A 14,946-nucleotide genomic window follows, 5' to 3' on the forward strand; every position below is an offset into this window, starting at 1 on the left:
TACGGTCGGGAATGTCGGCATCGGCGTCGAGCCCGGAAGGAGCGCGAGCGGATGGATCTGCAAGAGGTCGTTTCGTCGGGTGTGCTCGAACAGCGCGAGCTGCTGGCCCAGGGGGCGCTGTCGGCGGAGGAGTTGGTCGAGGCGACGCTCGACGGGATCGATGCCGCCGCGGACCTCGGCGCCTTCACCCACGTCCTGCGGGAGGAGGCCAGAGCCGAGGCCGTCGAGCGGGACCGGGAACGCGCGGCGGGCGGCACGCTCGGCCCGCTGCACGGGGTGCCGGTCGCGGTGAAGGACGAATTCGACGTCGCCGGCGTGGTGACCAGCTTCGGCACCAGGGCGAACGCCACGCCCGCCGTGACGGACGCCGAGGCGGTGCGCAGGCTGCGCACGGCCGGGGCGATCATCGTCGGCAAGACCTCGATGCCGGAATTCGGGCAGTGGCCCTTCACCGAGTCCAGCACGTTCGGCATGGCTCGCAATCCGTGGGACCCGAGCCGCTCCGCGGGTGGATCCAGCGGCGGGTCCGCCGCCGCGGTGGCGGCCGGGCTGGTGCCCGCCGCGCTCGGCGGCGACGGGGGTGGGTCGATCCGGATCCCGGCAGCCTGCTGCGGATTGTTCGGTCTCAAGCCGCAACGCGGGCGAGTGCCGCTTTCCCCGAACGAGCACCTGTGGTGGGCGCTGGGTGTCGCCGGGCCGCTGACCCGCGGGGTGCTGGACTCGGCCGTCCTCTACGACGTGATCCGCGGCAGTACCCGCACCGACCGGTTCCGGGCGACGGAACCGTCGAGTTCGTTCGAAGCGGCGGCGCGCGGACCGGCTCGGCCGTTGCGCATCGGCTACAGCGTCAAATCGCCGATTCCGGCGGTGCGACCGGATCCGCAGCATGTGCGCGCCGTTCGCGACACCGCGATCCTGCTCGCCGAACTGGGCCACACGGTGGCGGAGATCGACCTGCACTATCCGGATTCCACGCACGCCTTCTTCCCGCAGTTCTTCGGCGGCGTGCGCGCCGAATTGGCCGAGGTGGACCATCCGGAACTGCTGGAACGCCGCACCAAGCAGACGATCGCGGTCGGCGCCTGGGCGCGCAGGCCGGTGGTCGAATGGGCGATCCGGCGCGGAGAGGCGGTGCGGCGCAAGGCCGATCGGATCTTCACCGAGTGCGATCTGCTGTTGACGCCCACCATCGCGATCCGCCCGCCGCTGCTCGGCGTGCTCGACGGGGCGAACACGGTGCGCGCGCAGCTCGCGTCCGTTCCGATGGTCGCCTACACCGCGATCTGGAACGTCACCGGCCATCCCGCCGCCTCGGTGCCCGCCGGTGTCGGCGACGACGGGCTGCCCTTGGCGGTTCAGCTGGTCGGTCCCACGAACGGAGAGACGAGGATTCTCCCGATCGCCGCACAGCTCGAGCAGGTGCGTCCGCAGCCTCGCCCGGTAATCCATCAAGCCGGATAGATCCGCTCGGGCCGGTCTCGGCGCGACCGGAAGCCGGGCGGGATATAGGTGGGTATCGCGCGCGCGTCGCTCCGGCAGCGGGTGTCACCGACCCCGGCCGACCCTGCCGCAACCTTGCCGCGAACCAGTCGTAGGATACAACTTGTGTCTAAGACGTATTCATCGGCTGAACAGGCCTATCGTGCCGTGAAGGAGCGGATCCTCTCCGGCGCGCTGGCCGGAGGGGAGCTGATCAGCGAGGGGGAGATCGCCGCAAGCCTGGGCACCTCCCGCACACCGGTGCGCGAGGCGTTCCTGCGGCTGGAGGCCGAAGGCTGGATGAAGCTCTACCCGAAGCGCGGAGCGCTGGTGGTGCCGATCCCGCCGGCCGAGGCCGAGCACGTCGCACAGGCCCGCTACGTGGTCGAGACCGCGGCGGTGCGCAGCGCGACCGCGAACGACACCGCCGGGTTGGTCGCGGCGTTGCGCTCCTCGATCGAACGGCAGCGTGAGCTGGCCGCCGCGGGGGATCTCGACGCATTCGCGCTGGCCGACACCGACTTCCACCGCACCTACGTCCTCGCCGGCGGCAATCCGCTGCTGTCGGGCTTCTACGACTCGCTGCGCGAGCGCCAGCGCCGGATGAACAGCGTCGCGCTGCGCCGGGGCCCGGTCGACATCACCCGGATCATCGAGCAGCACGTGCGGCTGGCCGACCTGGTGGCGGCGGCGGACGTCGACGGATTCGCCGACGCGCTGGTCGAGCACCTCTCCGGCGTGCACCAACTGGAGCTACGAGACCGGTGACGGCGACACTCACCGTCACCGCGCCACCCGGTCCGGTCGTCGCAGCACGCTGGCGCGGTGTGGCCGCCGCGATGTTCGCCATCGCCTGGGGCGGAAACGAATTCACCCCGCTGCTGGTGATGTACAAGCACGACGGGCTGGCGGCCACCACCGTCGATCTGCTGCTGTTCTATTACGTGCTCGGCATCGTCCCCGCCTTGCTGATCGGCGGGCCGCTGTCGGATCGGCACGGCCGCCGCGCCCTGCTCCGGCCCGCGCCGCTGATCGCCGCGACCGGATCGCTGCTGCTCGCGTTCGGGTCCGCGTCGGTGCCGCTGATGTCGGCCGGCCGGGTGTTGTGCGGGATCGCGCTCGGGCTGGCGATGGCCGTCGGCGGCAGCTGGCTCAAAGAGCTGACGCAACCGCCCCACGGCCCGCCGCTGCCCGCGGGCACGGGCGCGCGCCGCTCCGCGATGAGCCTCACCGGTGGCTTCGCGCTCGGCGCCTGCTGCGCCGGAGTACTGGCGCAATGGGCGCCATGGCCGCACACCCTCGCGTACCTGGTCGACGTAGGACTGTGCCTGATCGCGACCGTGTGGGTCAGGCATGCGCCGGAAACCGTACGCCTCCGGCGGAATCCGGGTCGGCTCCGCGATGACCTGCGAATTCCCGTGGCGGGACACCGGCGTTTCCGCACGGTGGCGCTGCCTGCCGCGCTGTGGTTGTTCACCTCCGCCGCGGCGGCGTACGCGGTGCTGCCCGCGCTCATGGCGCCCCGGGTCGGCGCGGTGCCGATCGCGTTCTCCGCCATGGTCTGCCTCGTCACGCTGGGCTGCGGGTTCGCCGTCCAGTCCGTCGTACGCCGGTTCGACCGGCCCGGCACCGCACGCGCGGCCGCGGCGGCGTTGATCGCGGTGACGCTCGGGATGACACTCGCCGCGCTGGCCGCAGGCCTGCTGACCCTGTGGGCGACGCTGGCCGCCGCCGTGGTTCTCGGAGCCGGTTACGGCATCGGCCTGGTGGCCGGGCTGCAAGAGATCGAGCGCATCGCCCGCCCGGACGACCTGGCCGGGCTGACCGCCGTTTTCTATTCGGCGAGCTACCTGGGGTTCGGCACCCCGGCCCTGCTGTCGTTCCTGCGCGACACGTTCGGCCTCGGCTATCCCGCGATGTTCGGCGTGGGCGCGCTCGCGGCGGCCGCATGCCTCGTTCCGGTGCTGCGCGACTATCGGGCCTGACCCTCACCGCCGGGCAGGCGCGGGGCTCACCGCTTCGGCGTCAGCAGGACAAGCGGGATCTCGCGCGTGGTCTTCGTCTGGTACCCGGCGTACACCGACTGCGCGGCGGTGACCCGGGGCCACAGTTGCGCCCGCTCTTCCGGCGTGGCCACCCGAGCCGTCATCGGCGTCTTCGGCCCGCTCCGCACCGACACGACGACATCCGGATCGTCGCGCAGATTCAGGAACCACGCCGGGTGGACGGGGTCGCCCCCGCGCGAGGCGACGACGACATAGGTGTCGCCGTCGACGATCGGCGCCGTGAGCATCACCGCGTGTGGTCGCCCGGATTTGCGGCCGGTGGTCGTGAGTTCGAGCGACGGCATGCCGGAGAAATCGTTGCCCAGCTTCCCGAAGCTGAGTTTCAGGAGGGCGCGATGCACCGTATTCATGGTTTTCAGCGCGAAATTCGAGGGCATGCGATCCTCACGATCGACTCGACGGGTGGTCCGGCTCGCCGTCTCCCGCGGCGGGAAGCGGCGAATCGGACTGTACCGGAACCGGCGCGGCCCGCTCAGGTCGCGGACCATCCAGACCAGCGCGCCACTTCGATGGCGATCACCGGTCCCGGTGGCGGCTGTCGCTCGTACTGGGGGTAGCGCGCGGTCAATCGGCGGATCGCCGCTTCCGCTTCGGCGCCGTGGGCTAGGCGAGCCGCGCCGTCCGCGCGGGCCCACCACAACCGGGTCCAGTCGTCGTCGTAGCTGTCGACGAGCACGGCGACCGCCGGGTTCGCCGCGATGTTGTCCAGACGGCGCAGCGCGGTGGTCGTCTTCGGCTTCGCGTCGACGCTGGTGTAGACGATCTCGCCGGCCACGGCGAACACGATGGGTACCAGGTGGGGGCGCGACCGCGCCGAAACGGTCGCCAACCGCGCGACCGGACTGCTCGCGAATCGTTTGCGGGCCTCCTCGGAATTCAGTCGCACACCCATCTCCTCGACATCGTCCTCCCCGCGAATCGGGGATCCGGTCGGTTACCTCCCCTATGCAACCGGACATTTGCCGTGAAATCACGGCGTTCGACTACTCCCACGCTACGGTCGAGTCAATGCGTGACCCGTCAAGAGGCTGTATAAGCCAAAAAGTGGAGGCGGTCGTGGACATCGATATCACTGCTCGGCTGAACCTAGCGTTCGAGATGTGGGAGCGTGCGCACGGGCGCCCGCTCGCCGACGATACGGTCGAGACCTGGGTGACCGCGGCCGGGTACGACTTGGAGCCAGGTCACCTGGCGAAAGTCCGGCGCGGACAACTCACCGCGCTGCCGGAGCAGGCCCGCGCCGGGCTGGCTCACGTGTTCGGGCTGGACCCCAGCTATTTCGTCTTCGATCCCGGTCCGGACCGGGCCGACGACGCCGAAGTCATCGCACACCTGGACAATTCGGCCCTGCGCCGCCTGGGCCAGGCCGTGAACGGCGTGTCGCTGCGGACGCTGTTGTACCTGGAGTCCGTCGCCGAAGTGCTCCGCCAGGCCGACGGCCTGCCTCCGTGCGAGCAGACCGCACAACTCTGATCGAACACGACAGCGGCTCGGTTTCGGCCCCCGGCCAGGGAAGTCCGGCGGGCCGGCCACACCGCCCCCGGCGCTCACCACACACCGCCGTGACCACCCCGGTGCGCCGATAATCCAAATTTCGAATACCGCCTCGGAATACTGCGGCCCCCACGATGCCCGGCCCGCCGATAGTGAATTCCAGGCAAACAGTAATTCGGCAATTCTTTCACCGCCCGCGCTGTCGTGGCCCACTTTTCGGCCGCCACCAGCTTAATCCGAGCATCGACCCCGACCAGGGAAAATGCACCGGTTCCCCGTTCCCTCGAAATCCGTCGAGTGGCGCCGCACCGACCCGCCCGCTATGCTCGGGCCGCGAGATTCGAAACTGCTTGTCGGTCTGCGTATTTGGGGTGGATGGGGCACGCAGAGGGGCAGTGATGCCATTTCCCCGGCGGTGAGCGCGAGTGCGAAAGTACGGAATGTCAGAGTTGTTGCCTCGGGCGGCTTGTGAGCCCGTCCAAGACGCCGTTCACGGGCCGAAAACGCCTTACCTGACATTGTCGGCCTGCGTGGTCGCGAGCGCGGCCGTCGTCACGGCGGCGGTGTACTACGCACCCGCGGAATTCCGCATTACGCTCGCGGCCGGCGCCACCGCCGCGGCCGCCGCCTTATGCGCAGCGGTGACCGCGGCGGTCCACTTCCGCAGGCAAGCCCGGTTTGCCCGGCACTCGGCGGACCGGGCCCGGGACGACGGCGCGCTCGCCGCCGCGGGCGCCCGAGCCGAGGTCACCGCGGCGACCGAGGCCGTCGCCGAGTACGAAGCGCGCGCCGAGAGCAGCGAGAACCGGCGCACCGCCGCCATGGCGGCCTTCGCCGGCGCGGCGGGCCGCATGCAGGCGATGACCACCAGCATGCTGGCGGAGCTGCGCGAGATGGAACACCGCCACGGCGATCCCACCGTGCTCGCCGATCTGCTGCAGCTCGATCACCGCACCGCCCAGGCGGGCAGGCTGGCCGACAGCATCGCTGTGCTCAGCGGCGCGCGATCCGGCCGCCGGTGGGCCAAACCCATTGCGATGGAATCGATTCTGCGCGGCGCGATGGGACGCGTCGCGGGCTATCAGCGCGTGCGGTTGCGCGCGATCGCCGACATCGCGGTCTCCGGGCACGCCGCGGAGGGCGTCATGCACGCGCTGGCGGAGCTGCTCGACAACGCCTGCAACTTCTCCCCGCCCACCACCGAGGTGCACGTCTACGCCGCCGAGGTGCCCGCGGGCGTCATCATCACCATCGAGGACAGCGGGTTGGTCATGAGCGAGTCGGCGCTGCGCCGCGCCGAGGCAGCGGTGGCGGCGGGCGGGCCGGACGCCCGCGGCGCAGGCGCCGACTTGTCCTCGCTCACCGGGACCCGGCTCGGCCTCGCCGTGGTGGGCAATCTCGCGCGCAAACACGGGCTCACCGTCTCCTTCCGGCCCTCCGCCATCGGCGGCACCGCCGTGGTCGTGGTGGTTCCGCGCGATCTCACCACCCGGGTGGAGCGGCCCCAGCCGTCCACCACCACCGGCACGCTGCCCGTCGCACGGGAGCGCGTCACCGCGCCGCGGGAACCCACGCCCACCGATCCGGAGCCTGCGCCCTCCGCCGCGGTACGTCCGTCCACCGCCGAGCACTCCCCCGCCGGCGCGAGCCCGGCGCTGCCCAAGCGGCGTCGCGGGAGCACGCTGGCCGCGGTCCACCCCGACGGGCTCGTCACACCGGAGCCTGCCGTACCGACGCCCCCTGCGGTACGGCCGGACTCGCTCGGCGCGTTCCAGCGCGCGGTGACCAGGCCCGCGACCGGCAGCGCCGCCGATACCTCCTCCGCCCCTTCCGTCTCCGTGGAGAACGAACGATGACGACTTCCGAGACCGCCCAGTTGAGCTGGCTGTTGGAACAACTGCTCACCCGCACGCCGCGCGCCAGGCATGCCCTCCTGCTCTCCAGCGACGGGCTGAAGATCTGCCACACACCCGATCTCACCGTGGACGGGGCCGACCAGCTCGCCGCCATCGCGGCGGGGATCCAGAGCCTCTCGCACGGCGCCTCGGTGGAATTCGGCGACGGCCGGGCCGGGGTCCGCCAGTCGATGACCGAGTTCTACGGGGGCATCCTGTTCATCGTCGAGGCCGGACTGGGCGCGCACATCGCGGTCGTCGCCGCCGAAGACGCCGATGCCGGTCTGGTCGGCCACAACATGCGCGAGCTGGTGGAACAGCTCGGCGAGCACTTGGCGGCCGCGCCGCGCTTTCCGGGAGCGGGCGTGTCGTGACCAGGCCAGGCCGCGACGACGACCCCGACCGGCTCTACACGCTGACCGGAGGACGCAGCAAGCCGGACTCCGACACCTTCGACCTGGTCACCTTGGTGGTCAGCGAGTGTGCGCCCGCGCCGGGTATGCAGTCCGAGCACGTCGCGATCCTCGAACTGTGCCGCGCCCCGACCGCCGTCGTGGAAATCGCCGCTGAGCTGCGGATCCCGGTCGGCATCGCCACCATCCTGCTGTCGGATCTGCTGCACGCGGGCAAGATCACCGTGCGTCCGCCGCAGGCCGCCGCGCCCGGCTCGCCATGGCATTTCCTGCCCGACACCACCACGCTCGAGAAGGTGCTCGTTGGACTTCGCAAACTCTGACCCGCGCCCCGCCCGCGCGAACGCGCCCCTGCATCAGGCGACCACGCGGGGACTGAAGATCGTCATCGTCGGCGGTTTCGGCGTGGGCAAGACGACGATGGTTCGCGCGGTCAGCGAGATCCGCCCCCTCGACACCGAGGCGATCATGACCGACGAGGGGCTGGAGATCGACGACCCCAGCGGCGCGCCGGGCAAGTCGACCACCACCGTCGCCTTCGACTTCGGACGGATCACCGTCGATGACGAGCACGTGCTGTATCTGTTCGGCGCGCCCGGGCAGCAGCGGTTCCGGTTCCTCTGGGATCGGCTGTTCACCGGTGCACTGGGCGCGATCGTGCTGGTCGATCCGCACCGGATCGCCGACTCCTGGTACGCCGTGGACCGCCTCGAACATCAGCGGACGCCGTTCGTCGTGGCCTGCAACGACTTCGGCGGCGGGCACCGCCCCGACGCCGTGCGCGACGCGCTCGACCTGGATCCGCACGTGCCGGTGATCGACTGCGACGCCCGCTCCCGCGAGTCCGGGAAGGGCGTCCTCATCACGCTCGTCGAGCACCTCTACTCCCTCGCGCCGCCACCGGTGGCCCGGCGCCCCCTGTTCCCGACTCCGAAGGCCGCGTCATGACCACGCCAGCGCCGAGTTCCACCGACAGCTGCCCCGTCCGCACCGCGCCGGTCACGTTGAGCGGCCCGCGTTTCCATACCGACCCGCACCAGCTCTATCACGAGATGCGCCGCGAGCACGGCGCGGTGGTCGCCGTCGAACTGCCCGGCGGCGTGCCCGCGTGGCTGGTCATCGGCTACCGCGAACTGCACCAGGTGACCAGCGACCCCGAATTGTTTCCGCGCGATGTCGCACGGTGGAACCAGTGGCCGAACATTCCGCCGGACTGGCCGCTGCTGCCGATGGTCGGGCAGCCGATGCCGTCGATCTATTTCACCGCGGGCGCGGAGCACCGCAGGCACGTGGCGATGGTCGAGCCCGCGCTGGAGCACGTCGACACCTTCCAATTGCGCCGCACCTGCGAAAATTTGGCCGACCGCTTGATCGACGCGTTCTGCGGCCGGGGCGAAGCGGAGCTGGTCGCCGATTTCGCCGAGCCGCTGCCGGTGCTGGCGCTGGCGCGGGTCCTCGGCTTCCCCGACGAGGACGGACCGCGGCTGGCGTGGACGATGAAGACGCTCGCCGACGGCGGTGCCGATGCCCAGGCCGCGCACCAGCAGTTCGCCGAGCACATGCAGCGCCTGCTGGCGACCAAGAAGGCGGCGCGGGGCGCCGACCTGGTGTCCCGGATGCTGGCGCATCCCGGCCCGTTCACCGACCAGGAATACGTCCTGGACCTGATGGCGGTCACCGCCGCGGGGTATCTGCCCACGGCCGACTGGATCGGGAACTCGGTGCGGCTGATGCTCACCGATGACCGGTTCGCCGCCGCCCTCGGCGGCGGACGGCACAGCGTGGGCCAGGCGATGAACGAAGTGCTGTGGGAGGACACGCCGACCCAGATCCTGGCCGGGCGCTGGGCCGCTCGCGATACACGGCTCGGCGACAAGGTCATCCGGGCCGGTGACATGCTGCTGCTCGGCCTGGCCGCGGCCAATGCCGATCCACATGTGCGCCAGCACGTCTCCGACGGCGCAGATCCGGCGCACACCGGCAACAGCGCGCACTTCGCGTTCAGCTACGGCGAATACCGCTGCCCCTTTCCCGCGCAGGAGATCGCCGAGGTCATCGCGCGCACCGGCATCGAGGTGCTGCTCGACCGGCTGCCCGACCTCGATCTGGCGATACCCGCCCAGAACCTGGTCCGGCGACCGTCGGCCTTCCTGCGCGGCATGACCACCCTGCCCGTCCGTTTCACACCCGTTCGCGCCGTCGGAGGTACCCCGTGAGCAGAGCATGCCCCCACGCAACGACCCTTGTCATCGATCCGATGGTCGGCGACCTCGGCCGCGAGACCAGCCTGCTGCGCGACGCCGGCCCGCTCACCCGGATCGAGCTGCTCGGCGCGCCCGCCTGGACCGTCACCCAGCACGCGCTGGCCAGGCAGTTGCTCGTCGACACCCGGCTGGTCAAGGACATCGGCGCGTGGTCGCTGTGGCAGTCCGGCGCGGTGACCAGGCAGTGGCCGCTGATCGGCATGATCGACGCGGGCCGTTCCATGTTCACCGTCGACGGCCCCGAGCACCGCAGGCTGCGGATCAAGACGACTCAGGCGCTGACCAAGCGCAGGCTGGACGCACTGCGCCCCACGATCGAACGCCTGACCGCCGAACTGCTGGACGATCTCGCCGAGGCGGGACGCGACGGCGCGGCGGTCGATCTCAAGACGGTGTTCGCCTACCCGCTACCGATGCGGGTCGTCAGTGCGTTGATGGGGGTGGACCGCGCCGACCATCCGATGCTGCTGACCTGGTACAAAGCGTTCTTCTCGCTGCTGACGCCGCAGGACGAACGGCTGCGGGTGATCGACGAGCTGGACGTCTATTTCACCGAACTGGTGCGCACGAAGACCGCCGACCCGACCGACGACCTGACCAGCGCCTTCATCGTCGGCGGCGACGACATCGAGCCGCTGACCGAGGAAGAAGTGGTGGGCAACCTGAAGGCGCTGGTGGCCGCCGGGCACGAGACCACGATCGGCCTCATCCTCAACGCCGTGCGCGCGCTCCTGGGGCGGCCGGAGCAGTTGAGCGCCGTCCGCGCCGGTGACCTCACCTGGGACGCGGCGGTGGAGGAAACCCTGCGCTGGGACAGCCCGGTGACCCATCTGCTGATGCGTTTCGCCACCGAGGACATCACCGTCGGCGACATCGTCATCGAGAAGGGCGAGGGAGTGGTCATGTCCTACCGTGCGATCGGCCGGGATCTCGCCGTGCACGGCGCGGACGCCGACGACTTCGACATCTCCCGCCCGACCGCCCACCGGCACTTGGCTTTCGGCTACGGCCCACACATCTGCCCTGGTGCGGCGCTCGCCCGCCTCGAGGCGGGAATCGCGCTGCCCGCCCTGTTCACCCGCTTCCCGGAGCTGCGTTTCGCCGTGCCGGTCGAAGAGATCCGCAATCTGCCGGTGCTCACCCAGAACGACCTCGCATCGTTCCCAGTGCATCTCGGGAACTGATCGCAAGCGCCCCGAAAGCGTCCGTGGGTGGCGCATGGCTGCGGCTGACCGCGAGTAGACCGCGCGATGGTGTGCCACTCGCGGCGGCGAGGCCTTGTTACCGTGGCCTATGGCCAGCGAATCAACGGCGGCGCGGCACCACCGGCGCGCCGAGCTCCGCGACTTCCTCCGCACCCGTAGGGCCCGGCTCAGGCCGGAGGACATGGGCCTGCCGACGGTGGGACGGCGGCGCACGCCCGGCTTGCGGCGCGAGGAGATCGCCACGCTCGCCGGGGTGGGCGTGTCCTGGTACACGTGGCTGGAGCAGGGACGCGACATCACCGTGTCGGCGGAGGTGCTCGACGCGATCGGCGCTGCGCTGCGACTGTCCGGTCCGGAGCGAACCCACCTGTATCTGCTCGCCGGTCTGAACCCGCCTCCGCCGGGTGCGATGGGCGACGCCGAGGTCACCCCGCAGCTGCGCCAGCTGCTGGACGCGTGGGGGTGGCGGCCTGCGGTGCTGCGGGACCGCTCCTGGAATCTGCTTGCGGTGAACGACGCCGCGCGAACCGTCTTCGGGTTCACCGACGCCGACCGCAACTGCCTGATCTCGTTCTTCACCAACGTCAGGTACCGCGGCATGCACGCGGAGTGGAGCGCGATCGCTCCCTCGGTCGTGGCCGCTTTCCGCGCGGACGCGGCGCACCACTCCGGCGATCCCGAGTTCGACCGGGTGATCGGCGCGCTCACCGCCGCGAGCTCGGAATTCGCCGAGTTGTGGGCCCGCCACGATGTGGACGCCGCGGGCCCAGCCGTCAAGGCGGTGCGCCACCCCGAAGCAGGCAACCTGCTGTTCGACACGACTACCCTCGCGGTGGCCGATCACCCGTATTGGTTCCTGGTGCTCTACAACCCGCAACCCGGCACCGAGACCGCGCAACGGGTCGACGGGCTGATGCGGATCAGGCTCGCCGCGCCGGCGTGAGCGCAGCCTGGTGGTGCCACACCTAGGTCGACTGGACACTGTTCGGCCGCGGGGGCCCGCGGCACGCTGATTCCCATGAAGCACAACATCTCCCGATTCGACGGCAAGGTCGCGCTGGTCACCGGCGGCTCGAGCGGCATGGGGCTGGCCACCGCACGACGGCTGCTCGCCGAAGGCGCGCAGGTGGTCATCACCGGCCGGGACGAGGCGCGGCTCAAGGCCGCGACCGAAGCGCTGCGCGGCGGTGAGCGAGTGATCGCGATCCGCGCCGACGCGGGTCGTCTCGCCGATCTCGACGCGCTCGCCACCGCCTTGCGCGACCGGCACGGCCGTCTCGACGTGGTCTTCGCCAACGCGGGGGTCGCGTCCTTCCAGCCGAGCGCCGCGATCACCGAGAACGAGTTCGACCGGGTCGTGGACATCAACTTCAAGGGCGTGTTCTTCACCATCCAGAAAGTGCTGCCGCTGCTGTCGGAGCACGCGGCGGTCGTCATCAACGCGTCGTGGACGCTGCACCGCGGCCTGCCCGGCGCCACGCTCTACGCGGCCACCAAGGCGGCCGTGCACAATCTGGCCCGCACTCTCGCGGCAGAGCTGGGCCCCAGGGGGATTCGAGTCAATTCGGTAAGCCCCGGGTACATCGAAACCCCGATGTTCCACGACAATGTCAGCCCCGACGCGCACGCCGCCGTGCTCGCCGAAGTGGCGAGCCGCCGGTTGGGCACCGCCGACGAGGTGGCCGACGCCGTGGCCTTCCTCGCCTCCGCCGAGGCGTCCTACGTCAACGGGCAGGACCTGGTCATCGACGGTGGTCTGGTCGCGGCTGTCTCCCGGGAGCTGATCTGACCGTCAGGCCGGGGAAACGGCTTCGCGACGCACGGAGTCGATGATCGCTTCCCGGATGGGCCGCCAGCGCAGATCGAGTTCGGCCAGCGTGCGGGAGTCGTCGGTCGGCGTGGCGGTGGTGAGCAACCACGCCGCCTCGTAGCCGAGCCCGGCGCTGATCGGCAGGACTCGGGCGGCGGCGTCGGTGAGCCGTCCGAGTCCGAGCAACGCGGCCTTCGGCACCGGGATCCGCCGGATCCGCTGCCCCACAGCGCTTTCCAGGATGTCCACGATCTCGTCGAAGGCCACCATGTGGCCGCCGCACAGATAGCGCCGTGGCCCGAGGCCGGGGCGCATGACGGCGGTGTGCACCGCGGCCACGTCCCGGACGTCGATCATCTGCATGCCACCGCGGATCCGCGGAGCGACGCGGGCGCGCAGGATGGCGCCCCACCCGTCGGAGGTGATTCCGGCCCGGGCGCCGAGACCGGGGCCGACGACACTGGAGGGATAGGTGATCACGATCGGAGCGCCCGCGGCCTGCAACGCCCGCGCGATCCGATCGGCCGCCGACTTGGTGCGACCGTAGGCACTGCGCCCCGGCGCGGTCGGGCTGTCGGGCGTGATGACCGGATCGGGACTGGGAAACAGTGCGCTGTAGCTGGCGACGTGCACGATCGGATCCAGGCCGAGCGCGGTCGCGCGGGCCAGGACGGTGGCGGTCGCGTCGGCGTTGACCTCCCACATCAGTTGCTCGCGCCGGTCGTCGGTGCCGACCACGCCCGCCGCGTGCAGGACGGCGTCGCATCCGTCGAGCAACGCTTCGACCGTCTCGGGGTCCCGGATGTCGCCCGGCAGTACCGCGAGCGCTTCGGGCGTGGTGTCGAACATGTCGACGACCGCCGGGACGGATTCGCTGGGATGGACCAGCAGCACGATACGATGCCCTGCTCGCAGCAGAGCGGAGACGGTGTGCGCGCCGAGGTAGCCCGTGCCGCCGGTGACGGCGATGCGCAGACCGGCCGCCCGCCGCTTCCCGCCGACTGGGTCCGCGGCCCGCGCCGCCGTGCCGGTTGCCGCCGGTATGTCCTTCAATCCACCCATTTCGTTCCTTCGTCACCATGGATTCCGCCGCTTGTTCCACCGGCGCAGCGCCTTCGGCGCACGCGACAATGGCCGCACAGCGGAAGCATCGGCACAAATTCGATGCCACTGGCATCGTAATTGAGGCAGGGAGCGGCATGGAGGAAACGGCGCAGGACCCGCATTCGGCGAGCCGGGGCGCAGGCCGACCGCGGGACGAGTCGGTCGAGCAGCGAGTGCTGGCGACCGTGCGGGAGATGCTGGTCGAAGTGGGGTGGGAGGAGCTGAGCGTGCGAGCGGTGGCGGCCCGCGCGGGCGTCGGCCGGGCATCGATCGCGCGCCGCTGGCAATCGAAGCCGGAACTGGTGCTGCACGCCGTGCTGGGCGAGACGCCCGATCTGGGGCCGTTCGAGGGGACCGACCGGCAGGGGTGGCTCGAGTGGGTGCTGCGCGGCAGCCGGGAACTGTTCGCGCGCGCCGAGGTGCGCGCCGCCGTTCCCGGGCTGCTGACCGCGCTGGATCGGGACCAGCAATTGCGCCACCGGCTGTGGGCCGGATTCAGCGCCCCGGCGGCCGCGCTCTTCGCCGCGGGCGACACCGCATCCCGCGCACAATCCGAGTTGGACGCGAGGGCCGTCATCGCGCTGGCGGCCGGTGCGGCGCTGTTCCTCGAGTTCGTCGCCGACGGGGACGACACCGCGCTGCTCCACAGGCGCATCGGCGAACTGCTGCAGCGCGCCGTGCTCGGGCACTGAGCGGGGCGATCCGCGCGAAAACCGGTTGGCGACCCGCTCCGACCGCTCAGTACAGTGGGCCGGTGATTCGCACCGCCGCACTGGCTCACGTCCGGGATCGCCGCCTGCTGCAAGCGCGCTCGGTCGGCAAGGACGTCTTCTATATGGCCGGCGGCAAGATCGACCCGGGCGAGACGCCCGAGGCGGCGCTGCGCCGGGAGGTGCGCGAGGAACTCGGGGTCGGCGTCGTCTCCTGCGACGAACTCGGAGTGTTCCAGGCCGAGGCGTACGGGCACTCCCCCGGCACCCGGCTGCATATGACCTGTTTCACCGCGGAACTGGACGGCGACCCCACGCCCGCGAGCGAGATCGCCGAACTGCGCTACTTCACCGTGAGCGAGTACGCCGCCATGGACCATGTGGCCCCCGGTTCCATGCTGGTCTTCCGCACACTCCACGAACTCGGCGCGGTCGACTGGTAGACCGCCGGGAACCGGGCGCGGGCTGGAGCATCAGGCCGATGGTTCCAGTGATCCGGACGGATC

General features: G+C 70.8%; 17 protein-coding genes. 14 read left to right on the plus strand and 3 right to left on the minus strand.

Going from position 1 to position 14,946, the window contains the following annotated elements:
- Window positions 1–51 precede the first annotated feature (51 nt).
- From ACWEKR_RS18430 to ACWEKR_RS18440, 3 genes are all read left to right on the plus strand, one after another.
- Window positions 52–1,461 (plus strand): amidase, encoded by a 1,410-nt coding sequence (locus ACWEKR_RS18430; protein ID WP_452355472.1) that lies wholly within the window; start codon window positions 52–54, stop codon window positions 1,459–1,461.
- Window positions 1,462–1,605: 144 nt separating this feature from the next.
- On the plus strand, window positions 1,606–2,247 hold the full coding sequence (locus ACWEKR_RS18435) for a GntR family transcriptional regulator (RefSeq protein WP_452355473.1): 642 nt from the start codon (window positions 1,606–1,608) through the stop codon (window positions 2,245–2,247).
- Window positions 2,244–3,464: an MFS transporter gene (locus ACWEKR_RS18440; RefSeq protein ID WP_452355474.1), complete on the plus strand. Its 1,221-nt coding sequence runs from the start codon at window positions 2,244–2,246 to the stop codon at window positions 3,462–3,464. Before ACWEKR_RS18435 ends, ACWEKR_RS18440 begins: the two co-directional genes overlap by 4 nt.
- A 26-nt stretch (window positions 3,465–3,490) precedes the next feature.
- Here ACWEKR_RS18440 and ACWEKR_RS18445 read toward each other — a convergent pair whose 3' ends face one another.
- Window positions 3,491–3,922, minus strand: a complete 432-nt coding sequence (locus ACWEKR_RS18445) for a nitroreductase/quinone reductase family protein (protein ID WP_452355475.1) — start codon at window positions 3,920–3,922, stop codon at window positions 3,491–3,493.
- A 95-nt stretch (window positions 3,923–4,017) separates the two neighbouring features.
- Window positions 4,018–4,437, minus strand: a complete 420-nt coding sequence (locus tag ACWEKR_RS18450) for a TIGR03668 family PPOX class F420-dependent oxidoreductase (protein WP_452355476.1) — start codon at window positions 4,435–4,437, stop codon at window positions 4,018–4,020.
- A gap of 164 nt (window positions 4,438–4,601) precedes the next feature.
- Here ACWEKR_RS18450 and ACWEKR_RS18455 point away from each other — a divergent pair, with 164 nt between their 5' ends.
- The 9 genes from ACWEKR_RS18455 (at window position 4,602) to ACWEKR_RS18495 (ending at window position 12,605) form a co-directional block, all read left to right on the plus strand.
- Window positions 4,602–5,018 carry a hypothetical protein gene (locus ACWEKR_RS18455; protein ID WP_159839903.1) on the plus strand — a complete coding sequence of 139 codons (417 nt, stop codon included), beginning with the start codon at window positions 4,602–4,604 and terminating at the stop codon, window positions 5,016–5,018.
- 551 nt (window positions 5,019–5,569) lie between these two features.
- Window positions 5,570–6,895, plus strand: coding sequence for an ATP-binding protein (locus ACWEKR_RS18460; RefSeq protein ID WP_452355477.1), 1,326 nt, complete (start codon window positions 5,570–5,572; stop codon window positions 6,893–6,895).
- On the plus strand, window positions 6,892–7,308 hold the full coding sequence (locus ACWEKR_RS18465; protein WP_452355478.1) for a roadblock/LC7 domain-containing protein: 417 nt from the start codon (window positions 6,892–6,894) through the stop codon (window positions 7,306–7,308). The genes ACWEKR_RS18460 and ACWEKR_RS18465 overlap by 4 nt, the downstream gene beginning before the upstream one ends.
- Window positions 7,305–7,670 carry a DUF742 domain-containing protein gene (locus ACWEKR_RS18470; protein WP_195089763.1) on the plus strand — a complete coding sequence of 122 codons (366 nt, stop codon included), beginning with the start codon at window positions 7,305–7,307 and terminating at the stop codon, window positions 7,668–7,670. The genes ACWEKR_RS18465 and ACWEKR_RS18470 overlap by 4 nt, the downstream gene beginning before the upstream one ends.
- A complete protein-coding gene (locus ACWEKR_RS18475) occupies window positions 7,651–8,295 on the plus strand; it encodes a GTP-binding protein (RefSeq protein WP_452355479.1) in 645 nt (214 codons plus the stop codon). The genes ACWEKR_RS18470 and ACWEKR_RS18475 overlap by 20 nt, the downstream gene beginning before the upstream one ends.
- On the plus strand, window positions 8,292–9,563 hold the full coding sequence (locus ACWEKR_RS18480; protein WP_452355480.1) for a cytochrome P450: 1,272 nt from the start codon (window positions 8,292–8,294) through the stop codon (window positions 9,561–9,563). The genes ACWEKR_RS18475 and ACWEKR_RS18480 overlap by 4 nt, the downstream gene beginning before the upstream one ends.
- The gene (locus ACWEKR_RS18485; RefSeq protein WP_452355481.1) at window positions 9,560–10,795 is read left to right on the plus strand and encodes a cytochrome P450 family protein; all 1,236 of its coding nucleotides are present in this window, start codon (window positions 9,560–9,562) and stop codon (window positions 10,793–10,795) included. The genes ACWEKR_RS18480 and ACWEKR_RS18485 overlap by 4 nt, the downstream gene beginning before the upstream one ends.
- A gap of 109 nt (window positions 10,796–10,904) precedes the next feature.
- On the plus strand, window positions 10,905–11,759 hold the full coding sequence (locus tag ACWEKR_RS18490) for a helix-turn-helix transcriptional regulator (RefSeq protein WP_452355482.1): 855 nt from the start codon (window positions 10,905–10,907) through the stop codon (window positions 11,757–11,759).
- A 75-nt stretch (window positions 11,760–11,834) separates the two neighbouring features.
- On the plus strand, window positions 11,835–12,605 hold the full coding sequence (locus ACWEKR_RS18495; RefSeq protein ID WP_452355483.1) for a glucose 1-dehydrogenase: 771 nt from the start codon (window positions 11,835–11,837) through the stop codon (window positions 12,603–12,605).
- Between the two features lie 3 nt (window positions 12,606–12,608).
- Here ACWEKR_RS18495 and ACWEKR_RS18500 read toward each other — a convergent pair whose 3' ends face one another.
- Complete coding sequence (locus tag ACWEKR_RS18500; protein ID WP_452355553.1) at window positions 12,609–13,601, minus strand: NAD-dependent epimerase/dehydratase family protein; 993 nt, start codon at window positions 13,599–13,601, stop codon at window positions 12,609–12,611.
- Window positions 13,602–13,825: 224 nt separating this feature from the next.
- On the opposite strand from ACWEKR_RS18500, the gene ACWEKR_RS18505 reads away from it, so the two are divergent.
- Together ACWEKR_RS18505 and ACWEKR_RS18510 are read left to right on the plus strand one after the other, a co-directional pair.
- Window positions 13,826–14,422: a helix-turn-helix domain-containing protein gene (locus tag ACWEKR_RS18505; protein WP_452355484.1), complete on the plus strand. Its 597-nt coding sequence runs from the start codon at window positions 13,826–13,828 to the stop codon at window positions 14,420–14,422.
- A gap of 62 nt (window positions 14,423–14,484) precedes the next feature.
- The gene (locus ACWEKR_RS18510) at window positions 14,485–14,883 is read left to right on the plus strand and encodes an NUDIX hydrolase (protein ID WP_452355485.1); all 399 of its coding nucleotides are present in this window, start codon (window positions 14,485–14,487) and stop codon (window positions 14,881–14,883) included.
- Window positions 14,884–14,946 lie beyond the last annotated feature (63 nt).

The sequence above is a fragment of the Nocardia sp. NPDC004573 genome, from assembly GCF_053602135.1.

Excerpts from the sequence above, each read along its gene's own strand:
- ACWEKR_RS18430 (WP_452355472.1), top strand. The coding sequence starts at position 52 with ATGGATCTGCAAGAGGTCGTTTCGTCGGGTGTGCTCGAACAGCGCGAG.
- ACWEKR_RS18445 (WP_452355475.1), bottom strand. The coding sequence starts at position 3,922 with ATGCCCTCGAATTTCGCGCTGAAAACCATGAATACGGTGCATCGCGCC.
- ACWEKR_RS18450 (WP_452355476.1), bottom strand. The coding sequence starts at position 4,437 with ATGGGTGTGCGACTGAATTCCGAGGAGGCCCGCAAACGATTCGCGAGC.
- ACWEKR_RS18465 (WP_452355478.1), top strand. The coding sequence starts at position 6,892 with ATGACGACTTCCGAGACCGCCCAGTTGAGCTGGCTGTTGGAACAACTG.
- ACWEKR_RS18480 (WP_452355480.1), top strand. The coding sequence starts at position 8,292 with ATGACCACGCCAGCGCCGAGTTCCACCGACAGCTGCCCCGTCCGCACC.
- ACWEKR_RS18490 (WP_452355482.1), top strand. The coding sequence starts at position 10,905 with ATGGCCAGCGAATCAACGGCGGCGCGGCACCACCGGCGCGCCGAGCTC.
- ACWEKR_RS18495 (WP_452355483.1), top strand. The coding sequence starts at position 11,835 with ATGAAGCACAACATCTCCCGATTCGACGGCAAGGTCGCGCTGGTCACC.
- ACWEKR_RS18505 (WP_452355484.1), top strand. The coding sequence starts at position 13,826 with ATGGAGGAAACGGCGCAGGACCCGCATTCGGCGAGCCGGGGCGCAGGC.